A 21,200-nucleotide genomic window follows, 5' to 3' on the forward strand; every position below is an offset into this window, starting at 1 on the left:
AAAAACTTGCCATAGTTTAGCGTAATTTCTAGGAAAATGACAATTAATAATCTTTTTACTCAAAAGAAAAAATAAATTCTACGAAAAATGACCGCACTTTTTATATTCAGACAATCTAAATTCATACAAAAAACGCAAAATACAGTATAAAATACGCGCTTCTTTATTTTTAGGTACATGATTAATGACAGCCACCTCCACGTTAAATTTAGCCGACGCCACTTTTCACCGCCTCGTTCGTTGCGGTGAATGTAATGCTGTGGTTAAAATTTCCGCGCTGCAGCAAGGGCAGCGCGCCGTTTGTCCACGCTGTCATAATGTACTATACACCTCCGGTCGCTGGAGCTTAAAACGCTGCTCCATTATTGCACTCTCCATTTTAATCCTCATGCCTTTCGCCCTCACCTATCCGTTGTTAAGCATAGACTTATTGGGCGAAAAAATTGACGCCTCCGTCTGGCTGGGAATTTGGAAAATGGCAACGCAAGGCTTTTCTTATACGGCATTTTTAATCTTTATTTGCGCCGTATTTATGCCTATCGCTTTTGCGCTTTTGGTGATTCTCCTGCGTTTATCGCAAATGATGAAAATCAAACCGCGCAACTTGTTGATTTCTCTTGGCTATATAAAACCTTGGGTGATGTTTGACGTATATTTGGTTGCGCTGGGCGTCAGTATTTTTAAAGTGCAGGAATACGCCACGCTGGAACTGGATATTTACTTAGTCGCCTTTGTATTCACTGCCCTGCTCACCACGTTATTATTCATTAAAATCAACCCGAGCGAACTTTGGAACGATTTTTACCCGCAACAAAGTCAGGCGGTAAATAACCTCAAAAACCCGGAAGATTTGCATTATTGCCATTCCTGCCAATACAGTTTTGTCAATCCGCTAATCGATAGTAACGGACGGGAAACCTGCCCCCGTTGCGAATCCCTGATAAATATCCCGTCAGGAATCAAATTACAACGCACCTGGGCGTTACTCATCGCGGGCATTATTATGTTATTCCCGGCAAATTTACTGCCTATGTCGGTCATTTATTTAAACGGTGCACCGAGTGCCGACACCCTCATGTCGGGGGTAATAAGTTTCTTGAAAATGGGCAGTTATTTCATTGCCTTCGTGGTATTTACCGCCAGTATTTTCGTGCCGGTGAGCAAAGTACTAATTATGTTATATCTGCTCATCTGCGTACATTTTAAACTGAAACACTCCATTCGCTGGCAAATGCGTTTATTACACATCGTGCATTTCGTCGGACGTTGGTCCATGTTGGATTTATTCGTATTGGCATTAATGATGTCCTTAGTAACCCGGGGACAAATTATTGACTTTTCTGTAGGTACGGCGGCGCTCTATTTCGGCGCGGCAGTATTTTTAACAATGATTGCAGCGGAACAATTTGACAGCCGCTTAATTTGGGAAATCTATGACAGACAACAAGCAAAGCACACAAAATCAAAATAATGAAACGGAAGTGAAGGCGCAAGTACGCCAGAACCGTCGCATTTCGCCATTTTGGTTATTACCTTTCGTCGCCTTTTGTATCGGCGCGATTTTGTTCTTCCAAATTGTGCAGGAACAAGGCGTCAGCGTAAAAATCAGTTTTGCTAACGGTGATGGCATCGTGGCGGGGAAAACACAAATTCGCTATCAAGGATTGCAAATCGGTGTAGTGAAAAAAGTGAACTTCACCGATGACTTACAAAAAGTAGAAGTGGTCGCCAATATTTACCCCGAAGCGAAAACCGTGTTGCGCGAAAATACCAAATTCTGGTTGGTAAAACCGAGCGCATCTTTAGCGGGAATTTCCGGTTTGGATGCCTTGGTCTCCGGTAACTACATTACCTTACAACCCGGTGACGGCGATTCGGAAAATGAATTCGTCGCCCAAACGGAAGGTCCGATTGCCCAGCTCAATCCGGGAGATTTATTAATTCACTTAATCGCCGATGACTTAGGCTCGATTTCCATTGGCGCATCCATTTATTACAAAAAAATGCCGGTGGGCAGAATTTACGATTTTCGCTTCACCGAAGACGGCAAAAAAGTGGAAATCGATGTAGTGATTGATAAGCCTTACACCAAATTTGTCAAGAAAGACAGCCACTTCTGGAATATCAGCGGTATCAGCGCCAATATCGGCGTTTCCGGCTTGAACGTCAACGTGGACAGTCTCAACTCCGTGGTGCAAGGCGCTGCCGCTTTCGACTCACCTAATGAGAGCCCGGCAGCCGAAATGAATGAGCGCTACACCCTTTATTCCAACCTGCAAGCGGCGAAACGCGGGGTCAACATTCATGTAAACATCCCTAACACCGCCGGTTTGGAGGAAGGTAAGACCCACGTTTATTACCAAAATACAGAAATCGGCGTGTTGTCCAAATTAAGTGCAGTGGAAAACAACGACGAAATTTTAAGTGGCACATTGTTGATCGATCCGAATCTTGCCAATCTGTTCAAAGCCAACAGCAACATTGTGCTACGTGCAAAAAAAGCGGGCTTGGCGGATCTAACCGATGTGCAAAGACTGTTGCGCGGTAAATACTTTGAAGTGTTGCCGGGCGATGGAGAAAGCAGAACGGATTTTGATGTCATTAAAGAAAGCGAATTGTTACTCAAACAGCCGAACACCCTAGTGCTGAACTTAACTGCGCCTGAAACTTACGGCATCAGCGAAGGGCAACCGTTGATTTATAACAATATTCAGATCGGCGAAATCGTCACTCAACACGTGGACACCGACGGGGTGAAATTTAAAGTCGCGATTGCAAGCGAATATCGCCATTTAATTCACGGCGACACCATGTTTATTGCCGCCACCAATTTTGAAGTGAGCTTAGGCGTTGAAGGTTTACGTTTTGAAGCTGCAACCCCTGAAAAATGGTTGCAGGGTGGCATTCGCGTGGTTGCCGGTAAAAACCAAGGTAAAACCAAAGAAACTTACGCCCTTTACAGCGATTTAGCCAACGCGGAAGCGGGCATTGCCGACAGCCAACCGAAACCGACCATTACCCTTACCACCTCAAATCTACCGAGTATTAATAAAGGTTCCGTAGTGCTTTATCGCCAATACGAAGTGGGCAAAATTCTAGATGTTCGTCCGCAAACCCAAAGTTTTGCGGTAGATGTGTTTATTTATCCGAAATACCAACATTTATTAACGGAAAAAAGTGTGTTCTGGGTAGAAAGTGCGGCGCAAATCGATATTACACCGAAAGGCATCAGCATTCAGGCGACACCGGTGGCGCGCTCGCTGAAAGGCGCCATCAGTTTTGATAACAGCGGCGGTAAAAACAACCGTACCCTTTATCCGAACGAACTGCGTGCTAAATCTGCGGGGCAACAAATCACTCTGACTGCCGACGACGCCACCAATCTGAGCAAAGGCATGGCGTTACGTTATTTAGGCTTAAATGTCGGTGAAATCGACAGCGTTCAGCTTGATCAAAAAGCCAATAAAATCATCGCGAAAGCCTTAATTAACCCAAACTACATGGCACTAATCGCCAAAGAAGGATCGCGCTTTAAGGTGATTTCACCGCAAATTTCCGCCGGCGGCATTGAAAATATCGACAGTTTGTTGCAGCCGTATATTGATGTGGAAGTCGGCTCCGGCAAAAGTAAAACACAATTTGCATTAAGCCAGACTGTCAGCAATAACATCAAATATACCAATGGGTTACCGCTGGTGTTAGAAACTAATGACGCACTCAACATCACGGCAGGCTCGCCGATTATGTATCGCGGCGTGGAAGTAGGGACGATTAAAAACCTAGAGTTGAATTCGTTGGGTGATAGGGTATTTATCAATATTCTTATCGCCCCGAAATACCAGCATTTAGTCCGCCAAAACTCCGAATTCTGGATCGCCTCCGGCTATGATTTCAGTCTCAGCCTCACCGGCGGTGCGCAGTTTAACACCGGAAGCGTACAACAGCTGTTAAAAGGCGGCATTTCCTTCTCCACCCCGTCAGGCACGGTAGTTCACGGACAAGCGAAAGCAAACCAACATTTCCTGTTGCAAGTTAAACGCCCCGAAGACGCCCAAAAATGGAATCAGGGTGCCTTACCGGCAGCGAAATAATTGTGGAAATGACTGCACTTTATAAAGTGCGGTCGTTTTTCTTAGCGTTTTTTAACTCAAGATAGTGCGCGTCTCCTGACGAGTGCTGAATGAAAGCGCGGGCACGCGTTGGGAAACGCGCGCCATCAAAAGGGGAAAAAGCGCAGTCGTTTTTCCAAGCGTTTTTGAATTCGGCTATTTCTGTGTCGCCAATTCCACCACCTTCACAATCACATTCACAGCGTCCTTCATGCCTTCTAAGGTAATTAATTCGTGTTTGCTGTGAAAGTTGTAGCCGCCGGTGAAAATGTTCGGGCAAGCCAAGCCTTTTTCCGCCAGCCAGGCGCCGTCGGTGCCGCCGCGAATGAGTTTGTGGTGTGGATTGACGCCACATTCTTGCATTGCCGAATCTGCCAGTTCGATGGATTGCGGCACTTTTTTCACCGTTTCATACATATTTTTGTAACTGTCGGTGAGTTCCAATTCAATAGGTTTCGGTAAGCGTTTTTCGCGATTAAATTTTTCTACCGAATCAATGATAAATTGCTTGCGCCGTTCAAAGGCATCCCATTCAAAATCACGGATCAAATAATGCAATTCCACTTTTTCAATATCGCCGGAAAAATAATTTAAATGGAAAAAACCTTCCCGTTGTTCGGTGTTTTCCGGTGTTTCCGCCGATGGAAAAGCATTTTGAAATTCGCACGCCAACGTGAGCGCATTGACCATTTTCTTCTTGGCTGAGCCGGTGTGAATGTTACGCCCGTAAAAAGTCAGTTTGGCAAATGCCGCGTTAAAGTTTTCATATTCCAACTCGCCCACCGCGCCGCCGTCAATGGTGTACGCCCAATCGCACGGGAAATCTTCGAAAGGGAAAAACTGCATGCCTAAGCCGATTTCTTCATCGGGTGTGAAGGCGACGCGAATATTACAATGAGGCAGATTTTCTGTTTTCAAGCGATAAAGTGCGGTCATAATTTCCGCTATTCCTGCTTTATTATCGGCGCCCAACAGGGTATTGCCGTCGGTAACGATGAGCGTTTTGCCGATAAGTTGGTGCAAAAAGGAATAATATACGGGACTAATAAATTCTTCGCCGATGCCCAAGGCAATGTCGCCGCCACGATAATTTTCAATGACTTCCGGCTGAACGTTTTTGCCGCTGCATTCGGGTGATGTGTCCAAATGTGAGATTAATCCGATGGTCGGCGAATCGGGATCTACGTTGGAGGGTAAAAACGCGGTGAGGACGGCGTGCTTGCTTAATTCAATATTTTGCAATCCCAAGGCGACAAGTTCCTGCTGTAAGTGCTTGGCTAATGCCAATTGCCCTGCGGTGCTGGGTGAAACCTTGGCACCGGGCTTGGATTGGGTATCATAAGTCACATAATTAAAAAAGCGTTCCAGTACGGGTTCTTGAGACAATAAATCCTGCATTATTCTTCTCCTGTTTCGTGCATTTTGCTTCCCGAAAAAATCCGTTGAAAAATTGGCGTTAGTCTAGCCGTAAAAGAGCAACAGTTCCTTGATATATAACAAATATCCGACTTTTTATGAAAAATCCCGATTAATTGCTTTTCATTATGCCCCGATCGCTATATCATTAGCGTTCATTTTTACAGTCACCGCCTGCATTTTTGTGGGCATTTGTTTCTAATTTCTACCGAAAAATTCGGTACATTAGGGAGAAAACCAAAGCTAGTGGAAAATCCAGTTCAAAACAAGCCGATTATCGAGCTTCGTTCCATTACTAAATCCTACGGTTCCAATACCATTATTAAAGATTTTAATTTAACCATTAATAACGGTGAATTTTTGACAATTCTCGGCCCGTCCGGCTGCGGTAAAACAACGGTGTTACGTTTACTTGCCGGCTTGGAAGAATTAGATTCGGGCAATATTATTTTGGATGGTGAAGACATTACCCATGTGCCGGCGGAAAAACGCCACGTTAATACCGTATTCCAAAGCTATGCTCTGTTCCCGCACATGACGATTTTTGAAAATGTGGCATTCGGCTTGCGTATGCAAAAAGTGCCTGAAGCGGAAATCAAACCGCGCGTGCTGGAAGCCTTGCGCATGGTGCAACTGGAAGAAATGGCGGATCGTAAACCGACCCAACTTTCCGGCGGTCAGCAACAACGTATCGCCATCGCCCGTGCGGTGGTGAATAAACCGAAAGTGTTATTACTCGACGAATCCCTGTCTGCGCTGGATTACAAACTGCGCAAACAAATGCAATATGAACTGAAAGTGTTGCAACGCCAATTAGGCATTACCTTTATTTTTGTGACCCACGACCAAGAAGAAGCCATCACCATGTCCGACCGTATCGTGTTGTTACGTAAGGGTAAAATCGCCCAAGACGGTTCACCGCGCGAAATTTATGAAGAACCGGCGAACTTGTTCGTGGCGCGTTTCATCGGTGAAATCAACGTCTTTGACGCCACGGTGATTGAACGTAAGTCGGAAAATGTGGTGTTGGCGAACGTAGAAGGCCGTATTTGCGATATTTATACGGATATTCCGGTAGAAAAAGATCAACAGCTTCAAGTCTTGCTTCGTCCGGAAGATATTGTGATTGAAGAACTGGACGAACATGAACATTCAAAAGCCATTATCGGTCACATTATCGACCGCACTTATAAAGGCATGACCTTGGAATCCACGGTGGAGTTCGAGCATAACGGCAAACGCGTGTTGGTCAGCGAATTCTTTAACGAAGACGATCCGCACATGGATCACAGCATTGGTCAACGTGTAGGCATTACATGGCACGAAGGTTGGGAGGTTGTACTCAACGATGAAGATAATCAATAATAAATTCCAGAAAATTACTGTTGCGATTATCTTCAGCTGGCTAATCTTCTTCGTGCTGATCCCAAACTTATTGGTATTAGTCGTAAGTTTTTTAACCCGAGATGGTAGCAACTTTTATGCCTTGCCATTTAACTTTGATAACTACATCAACCTGTTTAATCCGCTTTATGCGCAGGTGGTGTGGAACTCATTGTATATGTCGGGCATTGCCACCATTATTTGCTTGCTGATCGGCTATCCGTTCGCCTTTATGGTCAGCAAAATTCACCCGAAATATCGACCGCTCTTATTGTTCCTGGTGGTCCTTCCGTTCTGGACAAACTCCCTGATTCGTATTTACGGGATGAAAGTATTCCTCGGCGTGAAAGGTGTGTTAAATACCATGTTGTTGGAAATGGGCATTTTGAGTGAACCGATTCGGATTCTGAATACCGAAGTGGCGGTGATTATCGGTTTGGTGTATTTGCTTCTGCCGTTCATGATTCTGCCGCTCTACTCCGCTATTGAAAAACTTGACGGACGTTTATTGGAAGCAGCAAAAGACTTAGGCGCAAACGCGTTCCAACGCTTCTTCCGCGTGATTCTGCCGTTAACCATGCCGGGCATTGTCGCCGGTTGCTTGTTAGTGTTATTGCCGGCAATGGGTATGTTCTATGTAGCGGACTTACTCGGCGGCGCGAAAGTGTTGCTTGTGGGTAACGTAATTAAGAGCGAGTTCTTAATTTCCCGCAACTGGCCGTTCGGTTCGGCAATCAGTATTGGTTTGACCATTTTGATGGCATTACTCATTTTCGTGTATTACCGCGCGAATAAATTATTGAACAAGAAAGTGGAGTTGGAATAATGAGCCGTTTACTACGCAATATCTTTATGTTTGTGGTATACGCTTATTTGTATATCCCGATTATTATTTTAGTCACAAACTCCTTCAACGCCGACCGTTACGGTTTAAGTTGGAAGGGTTTCAGCTGGAACTGGTACGAACGTTTATTTAACAACGACACCTTAATTCAGGCGGCAATCCACTCCGTTACCATCGCGTTTTTTGCGGCAACCTTAGCAACCATTATCGGTGGTTTAACCGCCATTGCCTTATATCGCTATCGTTTCCGCGGTAAACAAGCGGTGAGCGGCATGTTGTTTATCGTGATGATGTCGCCGGATATCGTCATGGCGGTATCTTTACTCGCGTTGTTTATGGTTGTGGGTATTTCTTTAGGTTTCTGGTCGCTCTTGTTGGCGCACGTTACCTTCTGTTTGCCTTATGTGACGGTCACTATTTTCTCCCGCTTAAACGGCTTCGATGCCAGAATGTTGGAAGCGGCGAAAGATTTAGGCGCCAGTGAAATCACCATTTTACGCAAAATCATCCTGCCGCTTGCCTTACCTGCGGTCGTGTCCGGCTGGTTGTTAAGCTTCACCATTTCACTGGATGACGTTGTGGTGTCCTCTTTCGTCAGCGGCGTCAGCTATGAAATCCTACCGTTGCGTATCTTCTCCTTGGTGAAAACCGGGGTCACGCCGGAAGTAAATGCCCTTGCGACCATCATGATTGTGCTTTCATTATTATTGGTTGTCGCCAGCCAATTTATCGGCAAAAAACACAAGGACATCTAGCCATAATAATGCTTCACAAATAATTTAATAGCACATACAATACGCCTTGACGCACAATCAAGGCGTTTTTTTATACCTGCATTTCATGCAGGTGGTTTTTTTACCCCTCTTTTACGGAGAATAAACAAAAATGAAAAAATTTGCAGGTCTGCTTACTGCCGGCTTAGTTGCAGCAACATTAACCGCTTGTAACGACAAAGAAAACAAGTCTGAAACGGCTAACGCTCCGGCGGCTGCTAATGATACTGTGTATTTATATACTTGGACGGAATACGTTCCTGACGGTCTTTTAGACGAGTTCACCAAAGAAACCGGCATCAAAGTGATCGTGTCCAGTCTGGAATCCAACGAAACCATGTATGCAAAAATCAAAACCCAAGGCGCCGCCGGCGGTTATGATGTTATTGCCCCTTCTAACTACTTCGTGTCCAAAATGGCGCGCGAAGGGATGTTAAAAGAACTTGACCACAGTAAATTACCTGTCATTAAAGAATTAGACCCTGATTGGCTCGACAAACCTTACGACAAAGGCAACAAATATTCCCTTCCGCAATTGCTAGGCGCACCGGGCATTGCCTTTAACACTAACACTTACAAAGGCGCCGATTTCACCTCTTGGGGCGATTTATGGAAACCTGAATTTGCCAATAAAGTGCAATTATTAGATGATGCCCGCGAAGTATTTAACATTGCGCTGTTGAAAATCGGTCAAGATCCGAATACACAAGACCCGGCGATTATCAAACAGGCTTACGAAGAATTATTGAAATTACGTCCGAACGTGCTTTCTTTTAATTCCGACAACCCGGCAAACTCCTTCATTTCCGGTGAAGTGGAAGTCGGTCAATTATGGAACGGTTCCGTACGTATCGCGAAAAAAGAACAAGCGCCTTTAGACATGGTGTTCCCGAAAGAAGGTCCGGTGCTTTGGGTGGATACCCTTGCCATTCCGGTTACCTCTAAAAACCCGGACGGCGCGCACAAACTGATTAACTATATGTTAGGTGCGAAAGCGGCTGAAAAATTAACCCTTGCTATCGGTTATCCGACCGCTAACCTTGAAGCGAAAAAAGCCCTACCGAAAGAAATCACCGAAGATCCGGCGATTTACCCATCTGCCGAAGTGCTACAAAAAAGCCACTGGCAAGATGATGTGGGCGATGCCATTCAATACTACGAACAATATTATCAAGAGCTGAAAGCGGCGAAATAATTTGTTCTAACAGAAAAATGAAAACAAAAGTGCGGTTGAAAATTCACATAAAATTTCGACCGCACTTTTTTTTCATCCGATGTTAAGATAAGGAAAAGAATAAACGAAAAAAGGAGATGTTATGACAACGCCGATTTCAGACAAAATTCAACAGGCTTTATCCCGAATTGATGACACCGCTTTGGCACAAGATATTTGGCATATTCTGCCGGAACAAAAATTCGTGGGATTTCTACCGCACTTTGCCGTGCAACACCTATGCAATAAACATCATATCGACACCAAAAAACTCGCCCTTCAACTTCTTCCAATTGCCGCTTGCTATGCCACCACGCCGATTTCACATTTTAACGTCGGCGCAATCGTTACCGGCATCGGCGGAGATTTTTATTTCGGCGCCAATCAGGAATTTTGCCAAACAGATATTCAACAAACTATTCACGCCGAACAAAGCGCTATCAGTCACGCTTGGATGCGCGGTGAAAAGAAAATTACCGATGTCACCGTAAACTATACGCCGTGCGGGCATTGCCGCCAATTTATGAACGAATTGAACAGCGCGGAAACGTTACAAATCCATTTACCGCACAGTCAAAATAACCCGTTACAACAATATTTGCCCGATTCCTTCGGCCCCAAAGATCTCAACATTCAGCTGCATTTACTGGATCTGCATGATAACCATCTCTCCCTAAACAACGACGATCCTGTGATTTTACAGGCCTTAAAAATGGCAAACCAGGCTCACGCGCCTTATTCAAACACCTTCCACGGCATTGTCATTCAAACCCGAAATCAGCAAATTTATCGCGGCAGTTATGCAGAAAATGCCGCGTTTAATCCAAGCCTGCCAGCTATGCAGGTTGCCTTGAATCATCTGATTTTAAGCGGGGAAAACGTGGAAAATATCACGCGTGTGGTGATGGTGGAAAAATCCGCTACCTTAAATTACAAAGGCATGGCGGAAGCGTTACTCGGCACATTAAGTGACGTGAAATTGGAATATTTTGTCGTATAAAGTGCGGTGGATTTTAAAGATGTTTTTAAGATATCAAAAAATAGGGGGCTAGCTTGCCCCCTATTTTGTTTGCTGAACTGACTTATTTAACCGGTTTTCCAATCACATCCAATCCGCCCATGTACGGACGCAACACCTCCGGCACGGTGATAGAACCGTCGGCGTTTTGGTAATTTTCCATTACTGCCACCAAGGTGCGCCCTACTGCCAAACCGGAACCGTTTAAAGTGTGCACCAGACGGGTTTTCTTGTCACCTTTGGAACGACAACGTGCTTGCATACGACGCGCTTGGAAATCCCACATATTAGAGCAGGAAGAAATTTCACGATAAGTATTTTGCGCCGGCACCCACACTTCCAAGTCATAGGTTTTGCAGGAACCGAAGCCCATGTCGCCGGTGCAAAGCAACACTTTACGATACGGCAAGCCGAGCAATTGCAACACTTTTTCCGCATGACCGGTTAATTCTTCCAAGGCGTCCATGGATTTTTCCGGTTCCACGATTTGCACCAGTTCCACTTTATCAAATTGGTGCATACGAATTAAACCGCGTGTATCGCGTCCGTAAGAACCCGCTTCGGAGCGGAAACACGGCGTATGTGCGGTCATTTTTAACGGTAAATTTTCTGCATCCAGAATCTCGCCACGCACCAAATTGGTCACCGGCACTTCCGCCGTCGGAATTAAACCATAAGTGCGTTGTACTTCGTTCGGATCTTGTCCTTCCAACGGTTTGGTGTGGAATAAATCTTCGCTGAATTTCGGTAATTGACCTGTGCCGTAAAGGGTGTCGTGATTCACTAAATAAGGCACATAGGCTTCAGTATAATCGTGTTGCTCGGTGTGTAAATCCAACATAAATTGTGCGATGGCACGATGTAATTTGGCAATTTGACCTTTCATCACCACAAAACGGGAACCGGTTAATTTCACGGCGGCAGCAAAATCTAAGCCCTGTAAATTTTCCCCTAAGGTAACATGATCTTTCACGTCAAAATCGAATTTGCGCGGTTCACCCCAGCGGGATACTTCAAGATTTTCGCTATCGTCTTTGCCTAAAGGCACTTCATCGGCGGGAATATTCGGAATGTTTAAGGCGATGTCATTTAAGGCGTTTTGCACTTTATCCAATTCCACTTTGCCCTGCTCCAGTTCTTCCGCCATGTGATCCACTTCTGCCAACAGCGGCGCAATGTCTTCACCACGGGCTTTTGCCGCACCGATGGCTTTGGAGCGGGCATTGCGCTCTGCCTGTAAAGTTTCGGTTTTGACCTGCAACGCCTTGCGTTGTTCTTCTAATTGAGTAATTTTTGCCGTATCTAACACGAACCCGCGTTTAATTTTTAATTTTTCTGCGACTTCCGTCAGATTATTGCGTAATAAATTCGGATCGATCATAACTTGCTACCTTTATTCTATTGCTAATACTATGTTGAAAATTGTGTTTATTCTATATCGTATTCACCAAATAGACTAGCAAAAACATGGACTAAAGTGCGGTCGGTTTTATAAATGTTTTTCTCCTTAAGAAAAAAATTGCTAAAAAAGGCTTAAGCGATTCAGTTTCCGTAGGCACTGAATTCTTAGCTGACGGAATTTTGATTTAAAGCAACAATCCGCATAATTCTACTACTTAAGAAGTAGCCTTAATGTTAGACTAGCAACGATTTTTCAATCACTAAATGAAATTATTTCTGGAGTACCTATGGAGTTTTTATCTAATCTCAGCGAAGGCACGCAATTTGCTATTCAGCTTGCCATCGTCTTAATCTGTTTATTCTACGGCGCTAAAAAAGGCGGTATCGCACTGGGTTTACTGGGCGGTGTAGGTCTGATTGTGTTGGTTTTCGGCTTTGGTATTGAACCGGGCAAACCGGCAATCGACGTGATGCTGACTATCCTCGCTGTGGTAGTGACATCCGCAACCTTACAAGCCAGCGGCGGTCTGGATGTGATGTTGCAAATCGCAGAAAAATTACTGCGTAAAAACCCGAAATATGTGAGTATCCTCGCGCCTTTCGTTACCTGCACGCTGACCATTCTTTGCGGTACCGGCCATGTGGTTTATACCATGTTGCCGATCATTTACGACATCGCAATTAAAAATAACATCCGTCCGGAACGCCCGATGGCGGCAAGTTCCATAGCTTCCCAAATGGGGATCATTGCTTCGCCGGTATCCGTTGCGGTAGTTACATTAACCGCGTTCTTAGTCAATGCGCAAAATCACTTGGCAGGCTTCGACGGTTACTTGGATTTATTAAAAATCACTGTGCCGTCCACCCTTTGCGGCGTGTTAGCCATCGGTATTTTCAGTTGGTTCCGTGGCAAAGATTTGGATAAAGACGAAGAATTCCAAGCGAAATTAAAAGATCCGGAATTCAAAAAATATGTTTACGGCGACACCGCCTCTCTCCTTGACAAGAAATTACCGCAATCCAGCTGGAATGCTATGTGGATTTTCTTCGGTGCCATTTTAGTGGTTGCCGTATTAGGTTATTTCAAAGACTTGCGCCCATCCTTTGAGAAAAGCGCTCCGGCACAAATGGTTGAAGTGGTTTCCGATAATAAAGCGGTACAAAGTTTCAACGTGAAAGACGGTAAAATTGTTGCTCTCGCCAAAGACGGCAAAGTGGCGCTTGACGTAAAAGACAGCAAAGCCAAAGCGCAAACCGCTTACGACAACGTTGAAATTTACGACAACAAAGGCGTCTTAACCCAAACCCTGTCTGCGCAAGATAACAACGTGGTTATCACCGCCGGCGATAAAACCGACACCGTTGCCAACGCCTCTATCGTGTTAAAAGACAGTGCGAAGAAGAAAACCACATTGGGCATGGTTCATGTTATCCAAATCTTCATGTTGTTAGCCGGTGCATTAATCATCATCTTCACCAAAACCGATGCCGGTAAAATCAGTAAAAATGAGATTTTCCGCTCCGGTATGATCGCGTTAGTTGCCGTATTCGGGATTTCCTGGATGGCGGAAACCATGTTTACCGTCCACACCCCGATGATGAAAGCGGCCTTAGGCGACGTGGTAAAAGCCCACCCTTGGACTTACGCAGTGATGTTGTTATTAATCTCCAAATTCGTAAACTCTCAAGCCGCCGCATTGGTTGCCTTCGTACCGCTTGCCTTAGGTATCGGCGTTGATCCGGCAATTATCCTTGCCTTCGCCGCCGCTTGTTACGGTTACTACATTTTACCGACCTACCCAAGCGACTTGGCCGCCATCCAATTCGACCGCTCCGGCACTACCCATATCGGTAAATTCGTCATCAACCACAGCTTCATTTTACCGGGCTTAATCGGCGTAATTACCTCCTGTATTTTCGGTTATATCTTTACGGGGATGTTTGGGTATTTGTAATTTAGATTGGATTTAATTTGATTGAATGGAAAGGCTATTTCGTTGGGAATAGCCTTTTTGTTAACGATAATTATCTAAATAAAAACAGTATAGTTTGCATTTTAAAAATGATAAATAAGCCCCCTACAATACCGGAATCTCGGCAAGTTCCCCTCCGTCCTTCAAAAATCATACATAAATTGCACGGATTCTTTCACCGAGTCTATCATTGGTAAGCCAAAAGAAATGAGCTCCGGTTGGATGCCATAGAAAAAGACTTTGGTTGTCGCGGTATGTACTTATAATGACGGATATATTAGGTAAGAGGAGCTTTAATCATGAAATTTCCTTGTTAGGTAGAAAAGTGCGGTGGTTTTTTCTTGCGTTTTTTACAGCACTAACGTGGTGGGATGAAATATAGCCTGAGTAACAGCATTCTACAATCTGAAATTAGATTCCCGAAATATCATGGTCCATGAATGATTACATAGATAAAAATATCAGAAAAACGACCGCACGTTATAGGCTCAAAGCGCGGTCGTTTCTTTACTTAAAAAGCGCTAAGCCACCAACGCGGTTTCTTTTAAATAGCCTTTTAATTTTGTGTACTTATTGACAATATAACGTTTGGCCCAAGCCTGGTCGTCAATTTTATCAATACGCACGGCGCTATATTTATATTCCGGTGTGCGGGAGCCGGGGTTTAGAAACTCGCCGGTCAGTTCATTACATTTTCCAATCCACCATTGATAGGTCATATAACAAGCACCTTTGTTGGTTCGACTACTGACATCGGCGCGTGACATAACTTTACCCCGTGCAGACGAGATCCAAACCAAATCATTATGCTTAATACCTAATTCGGCGGCATCCCGATCGTTCATTTGTACGAATCCCGGTTCATCGGCAAGGTTCGCTAATGCGCGACAATTCCCGGTCATCGAACGACAAGAATAGTGTCCTACTTCGCGTACGGTAGAAAGAACCATTGGAAATTCTTCGCTGGTTTGATCTACCGGCGGGCGCCAATCGCAAGCAAAGAACTGCGCTTTTCCACCCGGTAAGTCAAAGACTTGACCTTTATATAGATACTGTGTGCCCATATCTTCCGGTCCTTCGTCCGTACAAGGCCATTGCACATAACCCAACCCTTCCATTTTTTCATAGGTTGCGCCCTTATAAATCGGACAAAGGGAACGCAATTCATCCCAAATTTCTTTGGTGTTGTTATAGTGCATCGGATAGCCCATTGCGGTGGCGATTTCACTGATAATTTGCCAATCGTCTTTAACATTGCCCACAGGTTCAATCGCTTTATAAAAACGTTGAAACCCTCGATCGGCAGACGAATAAACCCCTTCATGTTCGGCACAGGACGTTGCCGGCAAAATCACGTCCGCTTCCGCTGCGGTTTGCGTCATGAAAATATCTTGCACAATAATAAACTCGAGTTCTTTGAAGCGTTTTTTCACTTCCTCAACATCCGGTTCCGTTTGCAGGGTATCTTCTCCCATGATGTAGAAGGCTTTGAGCTTACCTTCCTTAATGGCTTTTGGAATTTCCGTCAACGGTACGCCCGGGTTGGTATTTAATTTATCCACACCCCATGCCTTTGCAAATTTTTCCATAACGGCGGGGTCACTAAGTTTTTGATAGCCCGGCAAGGTGTTAAATAATGCGCCCATATCACAAGCGCCCTGCACGTTATTTTGTCCGCGCACAGGCCCTAAGCCGACATTCGGTTTGCCGAGATTACCGGTCAACATAGCTAAACTTGCCAAAGATTGCACGGTCTCAACCCCCTGAATAAATTGGCAAACACCCATGCCCCACAACAACGTCGCACTTTCTGCTGTGGCATACATTCTTGCCACTTCTCGAACGACGCTTGGTTCTACACCGGTAATATGCTGAGTGGCTTCCGGAGTGTAGTTTTTTACAATATCGTAGAACGCATCAAAATTTTCCGTATGCTTATCAATAAATTCTTGATCAACTAAATTTTCTTCTAAGATCACATTCATGACAGAATTTAAGAACGCCACATTGCAACCGTTTTCTAACGGAACATAAATATCGGCAAGTCGCGCCGTCTCAATTTTGCGCGGGTCGCACACGATGATCTTCGCCCCCTTCTGTTTGGCACGATGAATACGACGGGCAACAATCGGGTGTGACGCCGAAGGGTTATAGCCAAAAATAAGTAAGCATTTGGAATCTTCAATTTCCACGATGGAATTTGACATGGCGCCATTGCCGACGGATTTTAACAAACCGGTTACCGAAGGGCCGTGACAAACACGGGCACAGCAATCCACATTATTATTTCTGAGTACAGCACGGGCAAATTTTTGCATGACATAATTCACTTCATTGCCCGGTCCACGGGAAGATCCCGTCACCATAATGGATTCATCGCCGTATTTGACTTTAATTTCGGACAAGCGACGGGCAGAATAGTTAATCGCTTCTTCCCAGCTAACGGGAGTGAAAGGTTCGCCTCGTTTATAGCGAATCATAGGTTGAGTTAAACGTGGTGTGAGAATTTGAGTATCGTGTACAAAATCCCAGCCATAATAGCCTTTTAAACACAATTCACCTTGATTGGTGACGCCATTGAGCGGCTCAGTGCCGACAATTTTATTATTTTCAACCAACAGGTTGATTTTGCAACCCGAACCGCAATACGGGCAAACGGTAATCACTTTTTTCATAATGACATCCTTTAATAAATAACGTGTAAAAATTAACCTAATCACTTAGACGGATTTATTAATCTTGTCATATGCTTGAATTTGCTTTTGAGTTCCCCCTTTTCAAATGCAAACATATTTACCGATTCCTATCGGTAGCATTTATCTTTCTTCCTTTCACCTCCTCTTATCGTTTATAAAATTCTTTAAATTTTTTGACCGCACTTTTTACAACACCGGAATCTCCGCAAGATCCCGTCCATCTTTCAAAAAGTCATACATAAATTGCACGGAGTCTTTCACCGCGTCGGTCATCGGGAAGCCGAAGGAAACAAGATCCGGTTGGATGCCGACGAAGACGATTTTTTCGATGTCTTGTTCTAATTGCTCGATGAGGAAGTTAAGCGGCATATTATGCGTGCTCATGAAGAACATTTCGGCGATGGCCTCTTTTTCGATCATGCGGATTTTGCCCGGTGCCAATTCCATGTCGGCGGCATCGAAAATCAGCAACAGTTCGGGCTTAAGTTCGCGCACGATGTGTGCGACGTTTTCCGGGGCAGAACCGCCGTCAAGTGCGGTCCAATTTTCCAACGGATTTTCAGTCAACAGCTGATATAGACACGGACCTGCGCCGTCATCGCCCATCATGCTGTTACCAACGGTAAGGATGAGGTTTTTATTCGTCACGACGTTTCACCATGATATACATGACCGGCTCGCGCTGAATGGAAGCCAGCGTATCCATTAAAATGTCCACCCATTGTTGATGTTGGGGCGTGAAATTCACTTTGTTTTCGTCCATCGCCTTTGCCAACAGATTTACATGGCTGGAATCAATCACGATTTCGCCGAACTTCATCAAACCGGCGAATTTGCGTCTTGCCTCCCCTTCCGGAAAACTTTCGACAAAACGTTGGTAATCCTCGTAGTCGCAAATCAGCAATTTTTTAAAACAATCGATGACGCCCACATGGTGACCGATTGCCAGAGAGTAATACATTACTTGTTGAGCCTGTTCTGGCACTTGTTCGTCGTTTTCCACGAAACGCTCATTGAGTAAATAGAAAAAGACTTTGGTTGTCATGGTATGTCCTTATAACGACGGATAACGGTCTTAGTATATCCGAGGGTAATAAATTACCCTCGGTTAGGCATGATTGTTCCCCGTTGGGGAACTACTGACACTAGCCCCCACGGGGCTAAATTATGCGTAACCTAGGGTAACTTTGTTACCCTAGGGGGCTACCCCGAAAACGGCATACTGATCGCATGCAGACGGTTGACGATTTCGCTTAAACGCGGATCCGCCTCCCGTTCCAGGTATTCGCCTAAACGCACACCGAACGGCACTTTGTCTTCTTCCGACATCATCGCCATAAACTGATTGGCGATGTTGCCGCCTTGACGGTAACCGGCGAGACGGCGGGCTTCCCGTTCGAGACTGATTCGTAAATCCAGCGGAATGGTCGGGAAGCGCAATTTAGCGTCGGCATTCGGATCAGCTTTTTCCTGTTTACCTTTCAGTTTTTGGTCGAGTAAGCCCAGTGCCATGGCGAAACCGTAAATGGTAGCAGCAGGGGTTGGCGGGCAACCCGGGATATACACGTCAATGGGCACGATTTGATCGCTGCCGCCCCAGACGCAATAAAGATCGTGGAAAATGCCGCCGCCGCAACCGCAGGCACCGTAAGAAATACAGATTTTCGGATCGGGCGCCGCTTGATAAGCACGCATTGCAGGGGTTCGCATGGCACGGGTGACCGCACCGGTAAACAATAAAATATCCGCATGGCGAGGCGAGGCGACCACTTTGATACCGAAACGTTCTGCGTCGAACGTCGGTGTGATGGTGCTGAAAATTTCGATTTCACAACCGTTACAACCGCCGCAGTCCACACGATACACATACGCCGAACGTTGAATATTCTTCAACAGGGTTTGTTTCATTTTGGCGATATTTTCGTCAATGCTGAATGGCGTTGAAATGCCGTTGACCGGCATTGGAATTTGTGTGTTCATCGTCTTTCGCCTCCTGCTAAAACTCTTGAATTTTGCACCGCACTTTCTTCCCGTTGTTCGACCATTTGTTTGAAATTCAGGCGAACCGGTTCTTTAAAGTCGATGAGTTTCATCCGCATATTAGATTCCATGTTTGCGGTTTTTTCCAAGCTGCCCTGACGTTTGCATACCGGGCAGGTGTGCAACACTTCCAGTTTTTGTTTGACTAATTGCGGGTCATCCAAGGTTTGTTTGAACAAATCGATGGTGTAATTCAGTTCTTTATAAGAAATGAACGGTTGACCGCAGTGCTGGCAAGTCACGGTGGCAAAGGTGGTTTCCTGATAAAGGTCCTGTTTGTTGGTGACCGATAATTCAAAATCCTGCGTTAACCGAATGGCTTTGGTCGGGCAAACTTCTTCACAACGACCGCAGAAAATGCAGCGCCCCAAGAATAACGACCACGTGCGGTCGCCGGTAACGGGGTCGGTGCGCATGGTTAACGCGTTTGCCGGACAAGTCATGGTGCAGGCGGCGCACACGATACATTGATCGGAGTTGAGCTCCGGTTTGCCTCTGAAATCCTCATCCACTTCATAAGGTTTGAACGGGTATTTGGTGGTCACGTCACCGGCTTTAAATACGGTTTTAAGTAGCTTGAACATTTTCCGCCTCCCTTATTTCAGTGGTGAATTTTTACGTTCAATGCCGTAGCGTTCGATTTCTTTGTAATCCACGGTTTTCGCTTTGCGCTTGCGCACATCAACCACGGTGACGCGGTCGGTACAGGAATAGCAAGGGTCAAGACTACCGATAATCAACGGCGCATCGGACACCGTATTGCCGCGTAACATATAACGTAATGTCGGCCAGTTGGCATAGGTTGCAGCACGACAACGCCAGCGGAACAATTTTTGGTTATCACCCAGCATTGACCAGTGAATGTCTTCGCCGCGCGGCGCTTCGGTAATACCAAGCGCAAAACGCCCCGGTGTGTAATTGAAGCCTTCTTTTAGGATGGCACCGCTTGGCAGGTTATCCACCATGTAATCAATGATATTCATGGATTCAAACACTTCGCTAATCCGCACTTTCACACGGGAAAGCACGTCGCCATTGGCTTCGGTGAACAAATTAAACGGCACATCGCCGTAGCCGGAGAACGGATGCACTTTGCGCACATCACGGGCAAAACCGGAACCGCGAATCATCGGACCCACCGGGCTGAAATCACGGGCAATGTCTTTTGCCAAAATCCCCACGCCCACGGTGCGTTGTTCCATGTTCGGCGTATTCAGCAGAATCTCCGATAAGGTTTTGATTTCTTCGCGCATTTCGCCAATCAGCTTGATACATTGCTCTCGTTGGTGTTTCAACATATCGCGACGCACTCCGCCGATGAGGTTAATACCGTAGGTTTTACGGGCGCCGGTGAGCACTTCCGCCAAGGTCATGGATTTTTCCCGCACGCGGAAAAATTGCATGAAGCCCGTATCAAAGCCGGTAAAGTGGCTGGAAAGCCCTAAGTTCAACAAGTGACTGTGCAGGCGTTCCACTTCCAGCAAAATGGCGCGAATCCATTGTGCCCGTTTTGGAATTTGAATGCCCAAGGCGCTTTCCACGGAATTGGCGTAGGCGACGCTGTGGGTAAACCCGCAAATCCCGCATACACGGTCGGCAAGGAAGTTCACTTGGTCGTAGTCCATACGGGTTTCCGCCAATTTTTCCATACCGCGATGCACGTAGAACAAACGGTAGTCCGCGTCAATAATGTCTTCCCCGTCCACAAACAAACGGAAGTGCCCCGGTTCGTCGGAGGTGATGTGTAACGGACCAATCGGCACAATGCGCGCTTCACCTTTTTCATTAATAAATTCGTAAGTTTCCGTTGCTGTTGTCGGATCAGGGCGCAAGCGATAATCCATGGAATCTTTACGCAGCGGATAAAGATCATCCGGCCAATCGTCCGGCAACACCAAACGGCGTTGATCAGGCAAACCGACAGCTTTCAAGCCGTACATATCGAACAATTCGCGCTCGCCCCACACCGCCGCTTTCACTTTAGGCGTGACGGACGGAAATTCTAAGGTAACGGGATCCACCAAGGCTTTAATCGTGATGAAGGTTTTCACTTCCCCTTCCATGGAAAGCACGTAGTACACCGCATAATTGCCGTGAATGGAACGTTCGTCATTACCAAACACCAAAGGCAACCAACCGTCATGTTGGTAGTACAGGTATTCCACCACATCAGGCAACATATTGGTTTTAATCGTCAGCGTGACCTGATTTGGTGTTGACCACTCCTCGTCCAAAATCGTATTCGGAAATTTAGCATTGACTGCTTCAATATAATTTTTGCCAAGCATTTTGCCCGGATCGACGGATGTATTTTTCGTTAATTCCATTTTTTCC

The 21,200-nt window shown here is 45.6% G+C and carries 16 protein-coding genes and 1 pseudogene; 8 read left to right on the forward strand and 9 right to left on the reverse strand.

What is annotated here, in order from left to right; translation table 11 throughout:
* Nucleotides 1-184: 184 nt before the first annotated feature.
* Both DK430_RS00280 and DK430_RS00285 read left to right on the forward strand, forming a co-directional pair.
* On the forward strand, nt 185-1,471 hold the full coding sequence (locus DK430_RS00280) for a paraquat-inducible protein A (RefSeq protein ID WP_109077122.1): 1,287 nt from the start codon (nt 185-187) through the stop codon (nt 1,469-1,471).
* Nucleotides 1,434-4,091, forward strand: a complete 2,658-nt coding sequence (locus tag DK430_RS00285) for a PqiB family protein (RefSeq protein ID WP_109077123.1) — start codon at nt 1,434-1,436, stop codon at nt 4,089-4,091. Before DK430_RS00280 ends, DK430_RS00285 begins: the two co-directional genes overlap by 38 nt.
* A gap of 174 nt (nt 4,092-4,265) precedes the next feature.
* Here the strand turns inward: DK430_RS00285 and pepT are convergent, their stop codons facing one another.
* The gene (gene pepT, locus DK430_RS00290; protein ID WP_109077124.1) at nt 4,266-5,507 is read right to left on the reverse strand and encodes a peptidase T; all 1,242 of its coding nucleotides are present in this window, start codon (nt 5,505-5,507) and stop codon (nt 4,266-4,268) included.
* Between the two features lie 264 nt (nt 5,508-5,771).
* Here pepT and potA point away from each other — a divergent pair, with 264 nt between their 5' ends.
* From potA to cdd, 5 genes are all read left to right on the forward strand, one after another.
* The gene (potA, locus tag DK430_RS00295) at nt 5,772-6,890 is read left to right on the forward strand and encodes a spermidine/putrescine ABC transporter ATP-binding protein PotA (RefSeq protein ID WP_109077125.1); all 1,119 of its coding nucleotides are present in this window, start codon (nt 5,772-5,774) and stop codon (nt 6,888-6,890) included.
* A complete protein-coding gene (gene potB / locus DK430_RS00300) occupies nt 6,874-7,734 on the forward strand; it encodes a spermidine/putrescine ABC transporter permease PotB (protein WP_109077126.1) in 861 nt (286 codons plus the stop codon). The genes potA and potB overlap by 17 nt, the downstream gene beginning before the upstream one ends.
* A complete protein-coding gene (gene potC / locus DK430_RS00305) occupies nt 7,734-8,507 on the forward strand; it encodes a spermidine/putrescine ABC transporter permease PotC (RefSeq protein ID WP_109077127.1) in 774 nt (257 codons plus the stop codon). The genes potB and potC overlap by 1 nt, the downstream gene beginning before the upstream one ends.
* Before the next feature lie 130 nt (nt 8,508-8,637).
* Nucleotides 8,638-9,720, forward strand: coding sequence for an extracellular solute-binding protein (locus DK430_RS00310; RefSeq protein ID WP_109077128.1), 1,083 nt, complete (start codon nt 8,638-8,640; stop codon nt 9,718-9,720).
* Nucleotides 9,721-9,841: 121 nt separating this feature from the next.
* Nucleotides 9,842-10,738: a cytidine deaminase gene (cdd, locus tag DK430_RS00315; RefSeq protein ID WP_109077129.1), complete on the forward strand. Its 897-nt coding sequence runs from the start codon at nt 9,842-9,844 to the stop codon at nt 10,736-10,738.
* Nucleotides 10,739-10,820: 82 nt separating this feature from the next.
* Here cdd and serS read toward each other — a convergent pair whose 3' ends face one another.
* A complete protein-coding gene (gene serS, locus DK430_RS00320) occupies nt 10,821-12,137 on the reverse strand; it encodes a serine--tRNA ligase (RefSeq protein WP_109077130.1) in 1,317 nt (438 codons plus the stop codon).
* Nucleotides 12,138-12,444: 307 nt separating this feature from the next.
* On the opposite strand from serS, the gene DK430_RS00325 reads away from it, so the two are divergent.
* Complete coding sequence (locus DK430_RS00325) at nt 12,445-14,112, forward strand: anaerobic C4-dicarboxylate transporter (RefSeq protein WP_109077131.1); 1,668 nt, start codon at nt 12,445-12,447, stop codon at nt 14,110-14,112.
* A 123-nt stretch (nt 14,113-14,235) separates the two neighbouring features.
* On the opposite strand, the pseudogene hycI (DK430_RS13320) reads toward DK430_RS00325, so the two are convergent.
* The 7 genes and pseudogenes from hycI (DK430_RS13320) to DK430_RS00360 form a co-directional block, all read right to left on the reverse strand.
* Nucleotides 14,236-14,372: pseudogene (gene hycI, locus DK430_RS13320) on the reverse strand (hydrogenase maturation peptidase HycI); the annotation flags it as partial.
* 279 nt (nt 14,373-14,651) lie between these two features.
* Complete coding sequence (gene fdhF, locus DK430_RS00335) at nt 14,652-16,805, reverse strand: formate dehydrogenase subunit alpha (protein ID WP_109077132.1); 2,154 nt, start codon at nt 16,803-16,805, stop codon at nt 14,652-14,654.
* Between the two features lie 207 nt (nt 16,806-17,012).
* A complete protein-coding gene (hycI, locus tag DK430_RS00340; protein WP_109077133.1) occupies nt 17,013-17,474 on the reverse strand; it encodes a hydrogenase maturation peptidase HycI in 462 nt (153 codons plus the stop codon).
* Nucleotides 17,464-17,871: a formate hydrogenlyase maturation HycH family protein gene (locus tag DK430_RS00345; RefSeq protein ID WP_109077134.1), complete on the reverse strand. Its 408-nt coding sequence runs from the start codon at nt 17,869-17,871 to the stop codon at nt 17,464-17,466. Before DK430_RS00345 ends, hycI (DK430_RS00340) begins: the two co-directional genes overlap by 11 nt.
* A gap of 158 nt (nt 17,872-18,029) precedes the next feature.
* Entirely contained in the window at nt 18,030-18,806 is a 777-nt protein-coding gene (locus tag DK430_RS00350) for an NADH-quinone oxidoreductase subunit B family protein (protein WP_109077135.1), read from the reverse strand.
* A complete protein-coding gene (locus DK430_RS00355) occupies nt 18,803-19,450 on the reverse strand; it encodes a formate hydrogenlyase complex iron-sulfur subunit (RefSeq protein ID WP_109077136.1) in 648 nt (215 codons plus the stop codon). Before DK430_RS00355 ends, DK430_RS00350 begins: the two co-directional genes overlap by 4 nt.
* A 12-nt stretch (nt 19,451-19,462) precedes the next feature.
* On the reverse strand, nt 19,463-21,193 hold the full coding sequence (locus DK430_RS00360; RefSeq protein ID WP_109077137.1) for a hydrogenase large subunit: 1,731 nt from the start codon (nt 21,191-21,193) through the stop codon (nt 19,463-19,465).
* Nucleotides 21,194-21,200 lie beyond the last annotated feature (7 nt).

The sequence above is a fragment of the Aggregatibacter kilianii genome (assembly GCF_003129965.1).
Classification (GTDB): Bacteria; Pseudomonadota; Gammaproteobacteria; order Enterobacterales; family Pasteurellaceae; genus Aggregatibacter; species Aggregatibacter kilianii_A.

Excerpts from the sequence above, each read along its gene's own strand:
- DK430_RS00280 (WP_109077122.1), top strand. The coding sequence starts at position 185 with ATGACAGCCACCTCCACGTTAAATTTAGCCGACGCCACTTTTCACCGC.
- DK430_RS00285 (WP_109077123.1), top strand. The coding sequence starts at position 1,434 with ATGACAGACAACAAGCAAAGCACACAAAATCAAAATAATGAAACGGAA.
- pepT (WP_109077124.1), bottom strand. The coding sequence starts at position 5,507 with ATGCAGGATTTATTGTCTCAAGAACCCGTACTGGAACGCTTTTTTAAT.
- potB (WP_109077126.1), top strand. The coding sequence starts at position 6,874 with ATGAAGATAATCAATAATAAATTCCAGAAAATTACTGTTGCGATTATC.
- potC (WP_109077127.1), top strand. The coding sequence starts at position 7,734 with ATGAGCCGTTTACTACGCAATATCTTTATGTTTGTGGTATACGCTTAT.
- DK430_RS00310 (WP_109077128.1), top strand. The coding sequence starts at position 8,638 with ATGAAAAAATTTGCAGGTCTGCTTACTGCCGGCTTAGTTGCAGCAACA.
- cdd (WP_109077129.1), top strand. The coding sequence starts at position 9,842 with ATGACAACGCCGATTTCAGACAAAATTCAACAGGCTTTATCCCGAATT.
- serS (WP_109077130.1), bottom strand. The coding sequence starts at position 12,137 with ATGATCGATCCGAATTTATTACGCAATAATCTGACGGAAGTCGCAGAA.
- DK430_RS00325 (WP_109077131.1), top strand. The coding sequence starts at position 12,445 with ATGGAGTTTTTATCTAATCTCAGCGAAGGCACGCAATTTGCTATTCAG.
- fdhF (WP_109077132.1), bottom strand. The coding sequence starts at position 16,805 with ATGAAAAAAGTGATTACCGTTTGCCCGTATTGCGGTTCGGGTTGCAAA.
- DK430_RS00345 (WP_109077134.1), bottom strand. The coding sequence starts at position 17,871 with ATGACAACCAAAGTCTTTTTCTATTTACTCAATGAGCGTTTCGTGGAA.
- DK430_RS00350 (WP_109077135.1), bottom strand. The coding sequence starts at position 18,806 with ATGAACACACAAATTCCAATGCCGGTCAACGGCATTTCAACGCCATTC.
- DK430_RS00355 (WP_109077136.1), bottom strand. The coding sequence starts at position 19,450 with ATGTTCAAGCTACTTAAAACCGTATTTAAAGCCGGTGACGTGACCACC.
- DK430_RS00360 (WP_109077137.1), bottom strand. The coding sequence starts at position 21,193 with ATGGAATTAACGAAAAATACATCCGTCGATCCGGGCAAAATGCTTGGC.